Source organism: Clostridia bacterium, assembly GCA_017394805.1.
Taxonomy (GTDB): Bacteria; Bacillota; Clostridia; order Christensenellales; family CAG-1252; genus RUG14300.
On sequence record JAFPXC010000020.1, the window covers coordinates 12,239 to 29,781 of the forward strand.

12 protein-coding genes and 6 tRNA genes are annotated in these 17,543 nt (G+C 54.2%); all 18 read left to right on the top strand.

Going from position 1 to position 17,543, the window contains the following annotated elements; genetic code table 11:
• Positions 1 to 45: 45 nt before the first annotated feature.
• The 18 genes from plsX (at position 46) to II896_05155 (ending at position 17,504) form a co-directional block, all read left to right on the top strand.
• The gene (plsX, locus tag II896_05070) at positions 46 to 1,038 is read left to right on the top strand and encodes a phosphate acyltransferase PlsX (protein MBQ4444007.1); all 993 of its coding nucleotides are present in this window, start codon (positions 46 to 48) and stop codon (positions 1,036 to 1,038) included.
• Entirely contained in the window at positions 1,031 to 1,660 is a 630-nt protein-coding gene (locus II896_05075; GenBank protein ID MBQ4444008.1) for a hypothetical protein, read from the top strand. Before plsX ends, II896_05075 begins: the two co-directional genes overlap by 8 nt.
• A gap of 1 nt (position 1,661) precedes the next feature.
• Positions 1,662 to 2,825, top strand: coding sequence for a class I SAM-dependent rRNA methyltransferase (locus II896_05080; protein MBQ4444009.1), 1,164 nt, complete (start codon positions 1,662 to 1,664; stop codon positions 2,823 to 2,825).
• 105 nt (positions 2,826 to 2,930) lie between these two features.
• Positions 2,931 to 6,506 (top strand): chromosome segregation protein SMC, encoded by a 3,576-nt coding sequence (smc, locus tag II896_05085; GenBank protein ID MBQ4444010.1) that lies wholly within the window; start codon positions 2,931 to 2,933, stop codon positions 6,504 to 6,506.
• Positions 6,507 to 6,513: 7 nt separating this feature from the next.
• Positions 6,514 to 7,410: a signal recognition particle-docking protein FtsY gene (ftsY, locus tag II896_05090; protein MBQ4444011.1), complete on the top strand. Its 897-nt coding sequence runs from the start codon at positions 6,514 to 6,516 to the stop codon at positions 7,408 to 7,410.
• A complete protein-coding gene (gene surE / locus II896_05095) occupies positions 7,407 to 8,144 on the top strand; it encodes a 5'/3'-nucleotidase SurE (GenBank protein MBQ4444012.1) in 738 nt (245 codons plus the stop codon). Before ftsY ends, surE begins: the two co-directional genes overlap by 4 nt.
• The gene (locus II896_05100; protein ID MBQ4444013.1) at positions 8,135 to 9,355 is read left to right on the top strand and encodes an NAD(P)/FAD-dependent oxidoreductase; all 1,221 of its coding nucleotides are present in this window, start codon (positions 8,135 to 8,137) and stop codon (positions 9,353 to 9,355) included. Before surE ends, II896_05100 begins: the two co-directional genes overlap by 10 nt.
• Positions 9,352 to 10,008 (top strand): (d)CMP kinase, encoded by a 657-nt coding sequence (locus II896_05105; GenBank protein ID MBQ4444014.1) that lies wholly within the window; start codon positions 9,352 to 9,354, stop codon positions 10,006 to 10,008. Before II896_05100 ends, II896_05105 begins: the two co-directional genes overlap by 4 nt.
• Before the next feature lie 8 nt (positions 10,009 to 10,016).
• On the top strand, positions 10,017 to 10,652 hold the full coding sequence (locus II896_05110; GenBank protein MBQ4444015.1) for a 1-acyl-sn-glycerol-3-phosphate acyltransferase: 636 nt from the start codon (positions 10,017 to 10,019) through the stop codon (positions 10,650 to 10,652).
• Complete coding sequence (locus II896_05115; GenBank protein MBQ4444016.1) at positions 10,649 to 12,964, top strand: S1 RNA-binding domain-containing protein; 2,316 nt, start codon at positions 10,649 to 10,651, stop codon at positions 12,962 to 12,964. Before II896_05110 ends, II896_05115 begins: the two co-directional genes overlap by 4 nt.
• Positions 12,965 to 13,019: 55 nt before the next feature.
• Positions 13,020 to 14,036, top strand: coding sequence for a hypothetical protein (locus II896_05120; GenBank protein MBQ4444017.1), 1,017 nt, complete (start codon positions 13,020 to 13,022; stop codon positions 14,034 to 14,036).
• Positions 14,037 to 14,147: 111 nt separating this feature from the next.
• Positions 14,148 to 14,223 (top strand) — tRNA-Pro (locus tag II896_05125).
• A 14-nt stretch (positions 14,224 to 14,237) separates the two neighbouring features.
• A tRNA-Ile gene (locus tag II896_05130) sits at positions 14,238 to 14,314 on the top strand.
• A gap of 17 nt (positions 14,315 to 14,331) precedes the next feature.
• Positions 14,332 to 14,408: transfer RNA gene (locus II896_05135), tRNA-Asp, on the top strand.
• A 5-nt stretch (positions 14,409 to 14,413) separates the two neighbouring features.
• Positions 14,414 to 14,489 (top strand) — tRNA-Phe (locus II896_05140).
• 19 nt (positions 14,490 to 14,508) lie between these two features.
• Positions 14,509 to 14,583: transfer RNA gene (locus II896_05145), tRNA-Thr, on the top strand.
• 6 nt (positions 14,584 to 14,589) lie between these two features.
• Positions 14,590 to 14,674, top strand: a tRNA-Tyr gene (locus tag II896_05150).
• Positions 14,675 to 15,353: 679 nt separating this feature from the next.
• Positions 15,354 to 17,504 carry a TerD family protein gene (locus II896_05155; protein MBQ4444018.1) on the top strand — a complete coding sequence of 717 codons (2,151 nt, stop codon included), beginning with the start codon at positions 15,354 to 15,356 and terminating at the stop codon, positions 17,502 to 17,504.
• Positions 17,505 to 17,543: the final 39 nt, after the last annotated feature.

Genomic DNA, 17,543 nt, shown 5'->3' on the forward strand with positions numbered 1-17,543 from the left:
AGGATTTTTTGTCCTACCACTTTTGCGTAAGTACGAGGTGTTGATATGAGAATCGCAGTAGACGCGTTCGGCGGCGACAACGCCCCCGTCGAAGTGGTGGCGGGCGCGGTAAAAGCGCTCGGAATGGACGAGAATTTGGAGATAGTTTTGGTGGGGAAACCCGCCGTTTTGGCCGACTTGTTGAACGAATACGGCAATCCCAAACGCATAAGCGTTTGCGAGGCACAAGACGTCATAGATTGCAACGAGTCGCCCACTATCGCCATACGCCGCAAGAAAGACAGTAGCCTTGTCAAGACGTTCGGCGTGCTGGAAGAAGCGGACGGCGCGGTATCCGCAGGCTCTACGGGCGCGGTGCTGGCCGGCGGCATCTTTCTTTGCGGGCGCATCAAGGGCGTTAAACGCCCCGCGCTGTGTCCCGTGTTGCCTACGGTGAAGGGCGGGCACGTGATCCTCGCGGACTGCGGCGCCAATACCGATTGCAAGCCCGAATATCTGGTGCAATTCGCCCAAATGGGCGTCGCCTATATGCAATGCCTCTATGGGTTGGAAAACCCCAGGGTGGGTTTGCTGTCCAACGGCGCGGAAGAGGAGAAGGGCAACGAGTTGACCAAAGCGGCGCACGCGCTGCTGAAAGAAAGCGACCTCAACTTCGTGGGTAACGCGGAAGCGCGCGAGATATTGTCGGGCGACTACGACGTGGTAGTGGCTGACGGCTTTGACGGCAACGTGGCCCTGAAGAGCGCCGAAGGCACGGCGGGCGCGGTGTTTACCCTCTTAAAAGAGGGTATCAATAGCAGTTTCCGCGCCAAGTTGGGCGCGCTTATGCTGAAACCCGTGCTCAAAAAGATCAAGAAAACTATGGATTATACCGAGTACGGCGGCGCGGCGTTCGTGGGCATCAACAAGCCTTTGGTCAAGGTGCACGGCTCGGCCAAAGCCAAGACCTTTGCCGCGGCCATTCTGCAATGCGCCGAGATGGCGAAGGGCGACTTGGTGGGTAAATTGAGTAGGACGTTGCGATTGGAAGATGAGTGAGTTCGACGTATTGTACAATCAAATAGGGTATACCTTTCGGGACGAGTCTTTGCTGCGGTTGGCGCTGACGCACTCTTCTTTGGGCGGAGAAAACTACGAGCGGCTGGAGTTTTTGGGGGACGCGTTGCTGGACTTCGCCATAGGCGAATACCTCTATCGGCAGTATCCCGACAAGGCCGAGGGCGAGTTGACCAAGCTAAGAGCGCAGATGGTCAGCAACACCGTGTTGTATCCCTTGTTCGACCGCTTGAATCTCGTGTCCTACGTGCGCAGTCAAAATCTCGCTCTGTCCAAGTTGAGCGAAAAAACGCGCGCCAATTTCGTGGAGAGCCTGTTGGCGAGTATCTATCTCGACGGTGGTATGGACGCCGCCAAAGGATTTATCGAGCGGTTTATCTGCACCGAGAGTTCGGACTACAGCGATTACGTCAGCAAACTCTACGAGCATTGCGCGATACACAAATTGCCCCTCGCGGTGGAAGAAGAAAGCGTGGGTACGGTGAATAAGCCCCGCTTTAAGGTGATCGTCAAGTTGGGCGCCGTCATTTTGGCCGAGGCTACGGCGGGCAGTATCAAGCAGGCCAAACAGGCCGCTTGCAAAAAAGCGTTGAAGGCGTTGTGAGATGTACACGGTCATTTTGAAGAAAAACGAAGAAAAGCGCGTGCTGTATCACCCTTGGGTGTACGCCAACGAAGTACAGCGGGTGGAAGGCAAGGATAAGCAAGGCTCCGTGGCCGCCGTGCGCAGTTCGGACGGCAGATTGGTGGGCTACGGCTTTATCAATCATTTGAGCAAGATATTGGTGCGCATTTTGTCCCGCAAAGAGGAAGTCTTCGACGAGAAATTCTTTGCAGACCGCATAGCCAAAGCGGACGATTTTCGCCGCGAATTGGGCTACTGCGACGCGTATCGCGTCGTCTTCGGCGAGAGCGATGATTTGCCCGGTCTTATCGTAGATAAGTACGGCGAGTATTTGTCCGTGCAATTCCTCTCATTGGGAATGGACGTGCGGCGGGATATGATCGTGGATATTCTCGTCGAGCGATTCCGCCCGAAAGGCATATACGAGCGCAGCGACGTGTCCGTCAGACAAAAAGAAGGACTCGAAGAGCGCACGGGCGTATTGTACGGCGAAGTGCCCGAATTGGTGCCCATCCGCGAAAACGGCAGTACGCTGTACGTGGATATAATAGGCGGGCAGAAGACGGGCTATTTCCTCGACCAACAAGAGAACAGATCGAATATCGCTCGCTACGTCAAAGGCAAAACCGTGTTGGATTGCTTCTCCAACGCGGGCGGGTTTTCGATGGTGGCGGCCCGTGGCGGCGCGAAAGAAGTGACCGCCGTGGATATTAGCCGCAAAGCCTTGGACTTGGTGGAGAAAAGCGCCGAGGTCAACGGTTACGCCAACGTCAAAGCGGTGCAGGCCGACGTGTTCGAATATCTGCGAACGCAGCGCAAAGAGGGGGTGCGATACGACGTTATCGTGCTCGATCCGCCCGCATTCACCAAGAGCAAAGACACGGTAAAAAGCGGCATGGCGGGGTATAAGGATATCAATATATGCGCCCTGAAACTGCTGGCGGAGAGCGGCGTTTTGGTGACGTGCAGTTGCTCGCAACATTTGACCATGCCCCTTTTCCTTAAGATGCTCGAAGAGAGCGTGAAGGAATCGGGCGTGCGTTGCCGACTGCTCGAAGTGCGCACGCAAGGAAGAGATCACGCACCCTCGATGACGGAAGAGGAAACGCTCTATCTCAAAGTCGCCGTATTGAAGGCCTATTGAACGCGAGATTTTTCGCGTTTTTTTATGATATGATAATTTATTAATTTACAAAAAAATATTTTTGTACTATAATCAAAGATATACCATATTATCGGGAGTATAACTTTGAGTCTAAAACGAATCGAACTACAGGGATTTAAGTCTTTCAGAGATAAAACGGTCATCAATTTCGAGCACGGCTACACGTGTATCGTCGGCCCCAACGGCTGCGGTAAGAGCAACGTGAGCGACGCCATTCGGTGGGTGCTGGGCGAGCAGAGTGCCAAACAACTGCGCGGCGAGAATATGAAGGGCGTTATCTTTTCGGGTACGGCTACTTTGCCCGAGATGGGCTACGCCGAGGTGACGTTGGTCTTTGACAATTCGGACGGTATGTTCCAGACGACCTATGAGGAAATCGCCATTACGCGTAAGGTTTTCCGCAGCAAACAGGACAACTACTACTATATCAACCACAAGCCGTGCAGGCGGTCGGATATCATCGAGTTGATGCGCGGCACGGGCGCGGGCAAAGAGAGCCTGAGCATCATCGAGCAGGGTGCGGTGAGCAACGTCATGCGCGTCAAGCCGGAGGATCGCCGCGTGATATTCGACGAAGCGGCCGGTATTTCGGGCGCAAAAATCGAAAAGAAAAAGAATCTCAAACAGTTGGCCGAAACCCAACTGAATATCGACACGTTGAACGTGCGTATCGAGGAGATGGACAAGCAGTTGGGGCCCTTGCGCAAGCAAATGGAAGCCGTCAATAAGTACGAGATCTATCACGACGAACTGCAACTATTGGAATTCAATATGTTCATCTATAAGTACGAGCACGCCGACTCGGAAAAGGAGAAGGAACGCGCCAAAATACGCGATTACGAGGAATTTTTGCGCACCAAAGAGGCGTTGCTCGAAAAAACCCGCCTGAAAATCGACGACGTGCAACGCCAAATCGACGACAACGACAGGCAAACGCGCGCTTTGATCGACAGGCGCGAGACCCTGAAAGTCAACCGCGCCAAGGCTTCGGGCGACCAACAGACGCACCAAGCCAAGTTGGAGGCGTTGGAGGGAACGCTGGCGCACCTCGAGGAGAATTACAACCTTTCGGTGACAGCGCGAGACGATACCGCCGTGGAATTGGCGGAGGCCAAGAACGTCTTGCAGATCAAGAAGGACAACAAGTTCGACCTCGACCTGGAATACAGCGTGGTCAACGCTTCGTTGGAGAGCGTGATCGAAGATATCGAAGCCAGCGAGCGCGGATTGGACGCCGCCACCAACGAACGGTTGGCCGATATGAGCAAATTGAGCCAGGTGCATTCGGAGCAGGCCAAGGCCGAAGCGCAGGAAAGCCTACTGAAAGAGAACCTCGACAAGGACGATAAGGAAATCGCCGAATGCAAAAAGCAGATCGAGGACAAAAAGCGCTTGACGGCCGATCTCGAAAAGAGTCAATCGACGGTACAGCAGGAATACGAGAATATCAACGTCAACCGCAAGAGTTGCGTGAGCGCCGGCAACGAAGCGCGCTACGAAAAGGGCGACCTCGACAAGCGTATCCGCGAGATGGACGTGCGCGTGCAAACCGCCGAGGTCAACGTGAAGACCTTGCAAAACGCCGTGCGCGCTAAGAAGGGCTACAGCAAAGCCGTGGAGTTTTTGGTGCGTCATTCGCAAAACAATGCGAACGTGTCCCGCCACATGATGGGCGTGGTGTCCGACCTCTATCAGGTGGACGCACGGTATGCGGAGGCTATCGAGGTGGCTTTGGCCGCGTCGGTCAACCACGTGGTGACGCCCACCCAAGACGACGCCAACGCCCTTATCAATATGGTGCGCGAAGCGGGCGTCGGGCGCATTACCTGTATGCCCCTCAATCGTATCAAGGCCGAGCAGTTGGCCTACGAGTACCGCCCCGCGCTGGGTGAAAGAGGCGTGTTGGGCGTGGCCAGCGATTTGATAGCGTACGATCAAAAATACGACGTCATTTTTCAACGCCTGCTGGGGCGTATATTGATCGTCGACAGTTACGACACGGGTAAGTATCTCGACGGGAAATATCGCGGTGGCCTGAAAATAGTCACGCTGGACGGCAAATTGTTCGACCCGTCGGGCACCCTCTCGGGCGGCAGCCGCAAAACGCAGGAAGAGATGCTGTTGGACCGCGAACGCAAAACCTTGGAGGCTTTGGTCGCCGACCGTCAAAAACTGTTGGACAAACGCGCACAACTCGACGCAATTATCGAGAAGTGCGAAACCTATATCCGCGAGTCGCGCGACAAGCAGGACGAATTGCAGGAGAGATTTATCACGCTCAAAACGCAAATCGAGGCAAGTAACGCCGCTATCGAGCAGTTGCACGAGCGCATACGGGATATCGAGGGCGAAAAAGTCCATATCAATATCCGCTTGGAAAGTCTGCACCGCAATATTCAGGAAGCGCAGACGGCTTCGGGCGAGTTGGAGAACAGCAGTCTCGACCGCGACCAACTGATGGAAAAGGCCAAGGCGGACAAGGAAACCAAGAAGGCCATGCGCGATTCGCTGACCGAGCGCAGAGCGGCCCTGACCGCGCGTATCAACGCCGTCGCCGCCGAGATAGCCGCCATCGAAAAGGATATCAAGCGCTTGACGGACGAGAACGTCAAGGCGGCCTCCGCCGTGTCCGGGTTGACCGTGGATATCGCCAATAAGAAGGCCGAAATCGAGGCGCACGTCGCCGCCAAGCCCGAATTGGTGTTCACCGCCGAAGAAGGCGAGATTTTGGACAAGATCAACAAGGAGATCGTCGTGCGCGACGAGCGCAAGGTGGAGTTGCAGAAAGAGGGCGAGAAGTTGGCGCAAGACGTGACCGACCTCGGCAACTATATCAGCGAAGCCAAGCAGGACAAAGTGCGGTCGGAAGGCAAAATCGAGAAGATCGACACCGAATTGCAACAATGGCGCGATAGGATATACGAGGATTACGACGGCAAAACCTACGAGGACGTGGTGTACGCCAAGTTGGAGCAATTCGAGTACACCAAAGCGCCCGCGCAAATCGCCGTGCTGCGCGGCAATATCACCAAGTTGGGCGCTATCAACTTCCAGGCGAAGGAGCAGTTCGAGCAACTGTCCCAGGAGCGCGAATATCAATTCAACCAAATGAACGACGCGTTGAAGGCCAAAGCCAATATCGAAGAGGTCATTCAGCGCAGTACCTTGGCGATGAATCAACAATTCGACAAGGCCTTTACGCAAATCAACGAGAACTTCCAAAACACCTTTGCGGAGTTGTTCGGCGGCGGAAAAGCCGAATTGCTGTTGGTGGAGAATCCCGACAATCCCGACGACGACAAGGGCGTGGATATCAGCGTGCAGTTGCCCGGCAAGAGCAAAGGCCCTCTGTCCCGTCTGTCGGGCGGCGAGCAGACCTTGACGGCCATCGCCATTTTGTTCGCCATTCTCAAATTGAAACCTATGCCGTTCGTGGTGTTGGACGAGGCCGAGTCGGCCTTGGACGACGTCAACTGCAACCGCTTCGCACGGTTCTTGCGCAGATATGCCGATACGGCCAAGTTTATCGTCATCACGCACAAAAAGCCGACGATGGAGCGCGCGGACGTCTTGTACGGCGTGACCATGCAACAACCCGGCGTGTCCAACGTCGTGTCGGTCAGTTTGGAAGCCGCGGTCAAACATTCGCAGGATAATTGAGGTAACTATGGGTATTTTTAAGAAAATCGCCGAAGGGTTGCGCAAGACAAAAGAAAACCTTTCGAAAAAACTGTATCAGGCCTTTAAGGGCGCCAAATTGGACGACGAGTTCTACGAGGGGCTGGAATACGCCTTGCTGTCCGCCGACGTGGGCGCGGAAGCCACCGAGTCCATCATCGAGGAACTCAAAGGGGAGGCGTACAAAAGACGCCTTACCACGCCCGAGGAGGCCAAAGACGTGTTCCGTCAAATCCTTGTGGATATGATCGACTACGAGGTGGAGCCCTATCAATATCCCTTGTGTATATTGGTGGCGGGCGTCAACGGCGTGGGCAAGACCACGGCCATCGGCAAATTGGCCAACTACTTCGTCAAGCAGGGTAAATCCGTCGTGCTGGCCGCCGCGGATACCTTCCGCGCCGCCGCCGCCGAACAGTTGTCGGTATGGGCGGACAGGAGCAACGTGCGTATCATCAAACACGAGGAGGGCGCGGACGCGGGCGCGGTGGTGTTTGACGCCATCAGTTCGGTGAAAGCGCACGATACCGACGTGCTGCTCATCGATACGGCGGGACGCTTGCACAACAAAAAGAACTTGATGGAAGAGTTGAAAAAGATCAATCGCATCGTCGAGCGCGACTATCCAGAAGCCGACTATCGCAGTTTCATCGTATTGGACGCGACGACGGGGCAGAACGCGTTGGAGCAGGTCAATATCTTCGACGAAGCCATCGACATAGACGGCATCGTGCTGACCAAATTGGACGGCACCGCCAAAGGCGGTGTGGTCATCGCCATTTGCGCCGAGAAGGAATTGCCCGTGCTGTACGTAGGCGTGGGCGAGGGCAAGGAAGACTTGCTGCCCTTCGACGCGGGCGAGTTCGTGGACGCTATACTCGAATGAAAATACTACTTGTAAACGACGACGGAATAGAAGCCGAGGGCATCTGGGCCTTGGCGCGGGCGTTGCGCCCCCAACACGAAGTCGTGATCGTCGCGCCCGACCATCAACGCTCGGGTGCTTCGCACGCCGTCACCTTGCACGGCGCGATACGATACGCCGCCTACGACAACGATTTGTGCGCGGCGTATTTTCTTAGCGGCACGCCTTGCGACTGCGTCAAGTTCGGCTTGCTCGAATTGGCGGCGGGCGCCGATTGCGTTATATCGGGCATCAACGATTGCGCCAATATCGGCACGGACGTGCTCTATTCGGGAACGGTCAACGCGGCCGTCGAAGGCGGCATCGAAGGGGTGCCGTCCATCGCCGTTTCGGTGAAGGTGAAAAATAACGATTTTGCCTATCCCGCCAAGTTCGTCGCCGACAATCTGGAAGCCTTGATGGGCTTGTGCGAGGGCGATTTGGTCGTATCCGTCAATATGCACAGCAGTCTTCGAGAGGAGCTCAACGGCGTGCGATTGGCTTCGTGCGGCGTGCGCCGATTCGACGACTATTACGTCAAAGAAAAGGACGGCTACCATTTGTACGGCAACGCCATTGACGTTGGCAACGACGAGGACAGCGACGTCGTGCTGTATTATGAGAACTACGTCACGGTTACGCCCGTCAGAATCGATATGACGGACAGAGCCGCTATGCAAAATTGGCAAAAGGCGGTGTCGAAACTATGTTGGTGATAGGCGGAGGCGCCGCGGGTATGATGTGCGCCGTGACGGCGGCGAGAATGGGCGCAAAAGTGACCGTGCTCGAACGCAACGAGAAAATAGGGCGCAAACTCTATATCACGGGCAAAGGCCGCTGTAACGTCACCAACGCCACCTCGGGGCAGGATTTCTACGAGAATATTGTCACCAACGCGCGGTTTTTGTACGGCGCGTTGAGCCGCTTCGACAGTTGTAAGACGATGGAATTCTTCGAGGAAGCGGGCGTGCCGCTGAAGATAGAGCGGGGAAATCGCGTCTTCCCCGAGTCGGACAAATCCGCCGACATTATCGACGCTTTGTGGCGCGAATCCGCCAAGGCGGGCGTGCGCATCACGTTCGGTTGTCGCGTGCAAACCTTGACTTTTGAGGACAATCGCTTCGTGGCGCGCACGAATAAAGGCGTGTACGAAGACGGGCAGGTCGTCATTGCGACGGGCGGCGTTACCTACGCGGCTACGGGCTCAACGGGCGACGGATACGCTTTTGCGCGAGCGTTCGGCCATACCGTCGTACCGCCCGTGGCGGCCCTCGTCGGCATACGAGCCGAGGGTACGACGTCGCTTGCCGGATTGACGCTCAAAAACGTGGCGGTGACGGTGGAAGAAAATGGCAAAACTATTGCGTCGGCGTTCGGCGAAATGCTGTATACGCATACGGGCGTCAGCGGCCCGACCGTGCTCACGTTGAGCAGTCGCATCAACCGTCGGGACGTTGCGGGGCTTGCGCTGGCGGTGGATATGAAACCCGCCGTGGCCGTTGAAGAATTGGACGACCGCTTGCGCCATACGCTCGCCGCCAACAACAAGCAGTTGATCAACGCCGTCGTTGGTTTTTTGCCCAACGCGCTCGTCGCGAGTTGGCTCGACAACGCCCGAGTCGATCCGCGCAAGGTCGCCAATTCGGTGACCAAAGAGGAGAGAGAGCGATTGGCCAAAGCGCTGAAGCGCTTTGTCTATCCCATCGCGGGGTTGGAGCCCATCGACGGGGCGGTCGTGACGGCTGGCGGCGTGTCCGTCAAAGAAGTGGATCCCAAGACCATGGAGAGCAAGTTGGTGAAGGGATTGTACTTCGCGGGAGAAGTGCTGGACGTGGACGCGCTGACGGGCGGTTTCAACCTGCAAATCGCCTTCGCTACGGGATATACCGCCGCTTATTTCGCGGCGCAAAAGGAGATAAACGTATGATTAATATTGCCATTGACGGACCTTCGGGCGCAGGCAAAAGCACGGCCGCAAAAGCCATTGCCAAACAGTTGAATATCCTCTATCTGGATACGGGCGCCATGTATCGGGCGCTGGCGTTGAAAGCGTTTCGACTGGGCGTGGATCCCAACGACAAGGAGAAAGTGGAGGCATTCTTGCCCGCTGTTTCGGTGGACGTTCGGTACCGCGACGGTGTGATGGAGTTGTACTTGGACGGAGAGGAAGTGTCGGGATTTATTCGCGAACACCACATATCCAAGGGCGCTTCGGATATCAGCAAAATACCCGCCGTGCGGCTCAAATTGGTGGAATTGCAACGCGCCATCGCCGCCAAGAACGACGTGGTGCTGGACGGGCGCGATATCACGTCGTACGTACTGCCGAACGCCGAGTATAAGTTCTACCTGACGGCGTCGCCCGAAGTGCGCGCCAAAAGAAGATACGACGAGTTGACGGCAAAAGGGCAGACGGTGTCGTACGAGCAGATATTGGCGGACGTCATCGACCGCGACTACAACGATATGCACCGTGATTTTGCACCTTTGGTGCAAACGGCGGACAGCGTGTTGGTGGACAGCAGCGATATGAGCGCAGACGAAGTGGTCGAATTGATATTGTCGTACGTAAAACGGTAGGCGAAAGTATGAGTTTTTTCAATTTTTTCAAGGTCATTACCGCGCCTTTGATGTGGGTGTTATTCCCAACCAAAGTGTACGGAAAAGAGAAATATTTTAAGGAAAAAGCCGTCGTTTGCTGCAACCATTACAGCGGCTTGGACGTCGCCATTATCGGGCACCAATTCCTGTGGGGCGGGTGCTATTGCATCGCCAAAGAGGAGTTGTTTCACAACAAATTCGTGGCCTGGTTTTTGCGCAAATCGGGCGCTATCAGCATCCATAGAGGGGAGAACGATCTGGCCGCGTATCGTGCCAGCCTCAAGGTGCTTGCGGACGGGCATCAGTTGATCATTTTCCCCGAGGGAACGCGCAACCGTCCCGACAATATGCAGCTGCAACCGTTGCTGCCCGGGGCGGTGACTTTCGCCCTAAAGGGCGAATGTGACATTCTGCCTATGGTGATACACAAGAAACCAAAGCCCTTTCGGCGGGTGTATATGATGGTGGGCAATCCTATCAAATTGGATGAATTCAAGGAGATGAGTCCAAAGGACGCACGCGAAGGCGCGACGGCGGTTTTGTATGAAACAATGAGCCGTATGAAGGCGGAATTGGACGAAACGGTGACCGCCAAAAAGCGCAAGCGCAAGAAGACGGAATGAAACTGATTTTGGCCAAACATATCGGGCTTTGCGAAAGCGGCAAAGCCTGCATAGCCAAAGCGCGGCAAGCCAAAGAGTACGGCTTGCCCGTCTTTACGTTGGGGCAACTCTTGCACAACGAATACGCGTGCCGTTCGCTCGAGCGGGAAGGGCTGAAATCGGTCGACCGCGATGAGGCCTTGGCGTTGAAAAACTGCGCGTTGGTGATACGGGCGCACGGCGCGAGCCGCAAGTTCGAAGCGGCTTTGGACCCGAGCGTCAAGGTGGTGGACGCCACCTGCCCCAACGTCGCCAAGGTGCGCGAAGTCGTCGAAACCGCCATACGGGAAGGGTGCGACGCCATCCTTTTGGGGGACGAAAAGCACGATGAAATCAAGGCGATAATCGAAGATTACCCCGAAGTCGTCGTGATGGGCTCGGAAGAAGAGGCATTGCGCCATATTCCTCGAAAAAACGCGGTTTTGGCCTCGCAAACCACGCTTGCGCAAAATAAATACGAAATTTTGGCAAATATTTTGGATATTGCCTACAAAAAGTATGATAAAACGCTTGTCAAGAAAAGAACTATTTGTTATACTACGATAGTACGAAGGGAAGAGTCTGTCCGCTTGGCCGAGCGTTGCGACGCCATGATGGTGATAGGCAGCGCCCGCAGTGCGAACACTTGCGCCCTGGTGGAGTTGTGCCGCGACCACTCGCAAGACGTGGTTTTGGTCGAAAGTGCGCAAGACGTAGGCAAAATCAAAACAAAACAAAAAATATCAACTGTAGGGGTAGCGACAGGTGCATCCACACCGCTGGAGTTGGTAACGGAGGTAATAACAAGAATGAGTATCGAAGAGAAAGCCGTCAATGGCGAAGAAGTCGAAGTTACTGTCGACGAATCAGCAGCAGAAGTCATTTCTGCACCCCAAGAGGAAGAGAAAGCAGCCCCTATCACGACGATGGCTCAAGCATTGGAGAGCATGGTCGATATCAAGCCCGGCGCAGTGTTGAATTGCAAAGTCCTCACCGTGCGTGATGACGGTCTTATCGTGGCTTGCGGTCAAAAGAAAGACGGGTTCATTTCCGCCGAGAATTGCGGTGTGGAAGAATACGATCAATCCAAGTACAGCGTGGGCGACACGTTCAAGGCGAAGATTATCGAGAACAAGGAAAAAGACAAATCCTTGTTGACCTTGTCCAAGAAGGCCGTGGATCAAGACCATTTGGCTCGCGAGGCTCGCGCCGAGGCCGAGAAAGAACTGACTACCGGCAAGTTCGACGTCGTGGTCAACAAAGCGGTCAAGGGCGGTTTGCTCGGCAGCAAGGGCGACTACATCATCTTCATCCCCGCTTCGCACGTTGACGTGAAACACGTCGAGCAAGAGGAGTTGGAGTCCTACGTGGGGCAGACCATCACCGTCAAGAAGTTACCTCCCAAGAAAGAAGAAGGCGAGCGTGAGTCCTCAGGCAAACGCATCGTGGCTTCCCGCAAGAACGTGCTCCTCGCCGAGCGCAGACAACAAGCGGCCGAGCGCAAGAAAGCGCGCGAAGAGCGCATTGCAAAAGAAGAGCAAGAGAAGAAGGACATCTTCGACGCCAACAAGGACCGTTTCGAGGTCAACAATATCGTGCCCGGCGTCGTGAAGAAGTTCGTCACCTTCGGCGTCTTCGTCAACGTGTACGGCTTTGACTGCTTGTGCCCCTCCAGCGAAATCAGCTGGGTGCGTCACGCGGATCCCGCCACCATTTTGGAACAAGGCAAAGAGTACGAGTTCCTCATCATCAAGGTCGATCCCGACAACTACAAGGTGACCTTGTCCTACAAGCAGATCCAACGTCAACCCTACGAAGTGGCCGCCGAGAAGTATCCCGAGGGCACCATCGTCAAGGGTACCGTGCAATCCATCGTTAAATTCGGCGCCTTCATCAGCATCGAGCCGGGTGTGGACGGTTTGGTACACATCAGCAATATCTCCAACGACAAGATCGAGTCCGTGGAGGACGTGCTGACCGTCGGGCAGGAAGTCGAAGCGAAAGTCATCAGTTTCAACGACAATCGTATCGCCTTGTCCATCAAAGACCTCAACGCCCCCGCCAAGTCGCAAGAAGAGGGTGAGAGACCCGCTCGTGCGCCTCGCAAACGCAACTTCGACCGTCCGCAACAAGAGCGTAAACCTCGCAAGCCCGAGGATAACCTCATGAGCGAAGAAGAGAAGCAGAATATGGAGGCCTACAACGCCGGTGCGTCCGCGACCAACAACGCCTTTGCGGAAATGTTGGCGAACTTCGCGGGTAGCGACGACGAAACGGATGGTGACAACAACTAATCCTCAAGAGTAATTGTGCCCTCGCAAGAGGGCACATTTTTTTGATATGCAGTTTTTGGCTATAGACTTAGAAGCGTGCAATCGCTACGTAAAAGGAAGCGTCTTTTCCGTCGGATACGTTTTGGCGGACGAGAATTTCCAAGTGATTGCCAAAGAAGACATCGTTATCAATCCCAAGTGCCGCTTTGTGGCCAAGTTCCGCAAGCCGATAGAGTTTTCGGTGACGAAGGAACAGGCCGAAGCCGCGCCTACATTTGCCGAGCAATACGACAAGATAGCGTCTTTGTTCGCAAAGGATACCATCGTTTTGGCGCACTCAGCCAATAGCGATATGTTTATGCTGAACGAGGCGTGCAAGCGCGCGCGTGTGCCCGCGCTTAAATTCAAATATATCTGCACGCAGATGATTTATTCGGCCATCTACGACGTGATGAACGGCATTGGGTTGGATAAAGCCGCGGAGGAAATGCACGTATCCTTTACCCATCACAAGGCGGACGACGACGCGTTGATGGCTTTGCTGCTCCTGAAAAGTTGCTGTGAAAAGATGGGATGCAGTTATTTGCAACTCGAAAAGCAGTTGGGCATCAAACGGGGCGTCAATCAAAATTATACATTTCAACCTATGCAGTGCGCCAAGCTCGAAAAGTTGCGCATACAGCACCGCCAGCAGAAAAAGCAGGAGCAAAAGGAATTGCAACAGGAACTCAAGACCAAACATAACGTGGCCATCGAGTTGGACCTGCGTACTTTCGACGCCGTGCGCGGGGGCGTGAACGCCATTTGCACGGTCAACGACGCGTTGGTGCGACAGTTGGCGCCGAGCGCAACGTTGTATCTGGTGAAGCATACGGGGAGTATGGAAGTGTGCAAGGTGGAAGTGGTCAAAATAGAGTGCTTCCAAAGTTTTTTGGAATTGTACGTGTCTTCGGATAAGAAAGGTCCCATCATCCGCAACGAGACGGAATTGGATTTTCTCGAGCGAATGTACACGACCAACGACGCCGCCAAAGAGAAAGAGAACGGCGTAGCGGTGATCACTTTCAGAGTGGTGCATAATCACAAGGAATAGGCAACGTGTTAAATGCGTAAAAATGCAAAAAAAAGTTGCTAAATGCGCGAAAAAATTGTTGACATTCACTTGGAAATATACTATTATAGGATAGTCTTAGGTTGAGCCCATCGAGGTGTAGCGCAGTTGGTAGCGCACGTGGTTTGGGACCATGAGGTCGCATGTTCGAGTCATGTCACCTCGACCAAATACATTAGATGCGGGCCTTTAGCTCAGTTGGTTAGAGCAGTCGGCTCATAACCGATCGGTCCAAGGTTCGAGTCCTTGAAGGCCCACCAAAAGATATTACAAACGCGGTCCGGTAGTTCAGTTGGTTAGAATGCCAGCCTGTCACGCTGGAGGTCGACGGTTCGAGCCCGTTCCGGATCGCCAAATTTGCCCAGGTAGCTCAGTTGGTAGAGCAGTGGACTGAAAATCCGCGTGTCGCTGGTTCAAGTCCGGCCCTGGGCACCAAATCGGCTATTCTTGTCATGCTGGTGTGGCTCAATGGCAGAGCAGCTGATTTGTAATCAGCAGGTTGATGGTTCGATTCCGTTCACCAGCTCCAGATTTTGGGAAGATTCCCGAGTGGCCAAAGGGAGCAGACTGTAAATCTGTTGTCAGTGACTTCGGTGGTTCGAATCCACCTCTTCCCACCAAACATTGGCGACCTACAAAGTAGGTCGCTTTTGTTTTATCCCCGCGACTTGTGCTTGCACAAAGGCGCGAGGGATAAAACAAAAAGGGGCGCGCACGTAAAGGTGCGCGAGCCAATGTTTGGTGAGGGACGCCCACGGCGAGCGGGTGGATAGTCTTGAGCGAAGCGAAAGGCTTATACACCGAACGAAGTGGGATAAAGCACTACAAAAGGAAGGTGCAGGGAAACGACTTGTGCTTGCACAAAGGCGCGAGGGATAAAACAAAAGGGGCGCGCACGTAAAGGTGCGCGAGCCAATGTTTGGTGAAGGACGCCCACGGCGAGCGGGTGGATAGTCTTGAGCGAAGCGAAAGGCTTATACACCGAACCGGACACGCCAAAGGCGTGAGTGAAGTTTCGCCTACGGCGAAGAGAAGTTGCATTCGCAGTGAAGTTCAAGGCAAAGCCTTGAGTGAAGTTTGCTCGGGGCGCAAGTTGCGGTATGAAATAGATGATTGTCTGCGGAGTGGATAGAGGGAAGTGCCACTACTTAGGGATTCCGCAAGTGCTTCGGATTGACGTATCTTTCGTGAACGAATAACGACGATTGTCAATTATTTTTTAATTTACCATTGACAAACGTGTTGCGTCATCCTATATTGAAAATGTGTTAATTGAAATATGTGAATGAGGAGGACAGTATGGATAACTTCTTCGAGATGATGTTGCGCCGTAAGGACGCATTGTTGTTGCAACCCAAAGATATTACGTACGTGCAGAACGAGTACGAGAAGGCCTACTTGGTGGCCGCCGTGGGCAATATGATCAGCCTCGGCTTCGAACCGTCCGTGCAATGTATTCGCGTGCTGTCTGCGTACAGCCTCGACGAAATGAAAGACCTCGTGCCCATGATGATGTTTTACTTGCGCAAAAAAGTGGGCGCCAACGTGCAATATAATCCGATGTACCCCAATTTCCCCGAGCAAGTGGCCGAGGCAAGTGACGTGGAGTTGTTTTTCAACGCCATCGTTCATTATGCTACGTTCGGGCTGTTGAAGCCCTATTACGTAGAGGATCCGCGCCCCGCATTGAAAGAGGCGGGAAAACTGCGTATTCTCAACCTCGGCAAGAAAGAGGAAGTCGTGGAGATGATTCAAAATCTTTTGAACAGCCCCACTTCGTTGTCATCCGTGGACGTGTGCGACTTCAAAATCTTCATCGAGAACTACGAGGATTACTCGACGGTGTTGCCTGAAACCATTCCGTTTAAGGAAAACGTCGCCGTGGTGACCGCGATGATGTTCCTGTCACCCGACAGATACGGCGCCGCGGGCATCGGCAAATACGTCAAGACCGCGACCGACGTACTGCGCATGATCACGGCGGCTTCGGGCGGCGACGTCAGTTTGGCGAGAAACTGCAAGTATGACAATCTGGACAGAGAGCATCGCCGTATGGTGATGGATTTGCTGGCAAATTGCGGCAAAATCGACGAAGATTTGTTCCGTTATCGCCAAAAATGGCTGCGTATCGGTGAAATCGTGCATCCGTTTGAGTTCAAAGCGGGCAAATATCAAGGCGTCGTCAAGGCGTTCGATATGCTGCGCAACCAACACAAACCGCAGTATTTCAACGGCGCGGTAGAGGCGTATATTATCAACAAAGATGTAGACGGCTTGGTGAAATTGCTATCCAAACGCCCCACCGAATTTGCGCGTAGATTGGACAAGATCCTGCGCGACAATCCCGCGTGCTCGGACGATATCCTGGACGCTTTCGCCCAAGTGGCCAAAGAGGTGTCTACGCCCGTATTGCTCAATTTGCGAGAGTTCTATCGTCATCGCAACGAGAAAAAGGTCGGCCGTTTCGTCTTCCCCAAGGGTATGCTGGCCAAGGTGGAAGAGATCGAGCAAGTCGAAGTGTACCTCGACGAGGCGGTCTGTCGAAAACTCGTGGACGTGTGCACGGCCGCGTTGCTGGACGTGTACAAAACGCGCGAGCCCATGGGAAAAGTGTACGTCGACGAGTCGCTACGGGATATCGTCGTGCCGTTCGGTCAGCGCAGCGCTTTGGGTACGTCCAAAATCGTGACGCGCGGCAGTCGCTTCGCCTTGGACGCCAAGACGGTGCGCGGCTTTATCTGGTGGACCGATACCCGCAAAGGCAATCGAGTGGACGTGGATTTGTCCGCCGAATTGCTGAATAAGGACTGGGAATACGTCGCGCATATCTCGTTCACCCATCTGCGCGAGGGTGCGCTCGGCTATCATTCGGGTGATATCGTCAACGGCGGCGATTTCGACGGCGAAGGCGTGGCCGAATTTATCGACCTCAACGTGGACGAATGCCGCAAAGCAGGCGCGCGGTACGCGGTTTTTATGGTGTTTTGCTATACTTCCCAGCCTTTCAACACCTTGGAACACGCCGCTTTCGGTTGGATGAACCGTGAAGAACCCAATTCGGGCGAGATTTTCGAGCCGAGAACGGTCGAAATGAAGATGTCTTTGACGACCGACGGCAATATGTGCCTGCCCGTCGTCTACGACTTCGAAGAAAAGACGTTCATCTGGGCTGACCTCAGCGGGGAGCAGTTCGGTTTGAATATGCTGGAGACCACGCAGAACAAGGCGCTCACGATGGCCAAAGCCACCGTGTATATGCAAAAACCCAACTTGTACGATTTGGTATGCCTGAACGCGCAAGCGAGAGGGGAGTTGGCAGAGACGCCCGAAGAGGCGGATATCGTCTTTGGCAAAGAGCGCGTCGAATTGCCCGTGGCGGAGGAGGGCGAGCCCGAAAAGGCGTTCGTGTCCGCCTACGATATCGATTATATCGTGGGAAATTTGCTGTAAGGCTATTGACAAAACGCAAATAGCAACCTATTATAATAA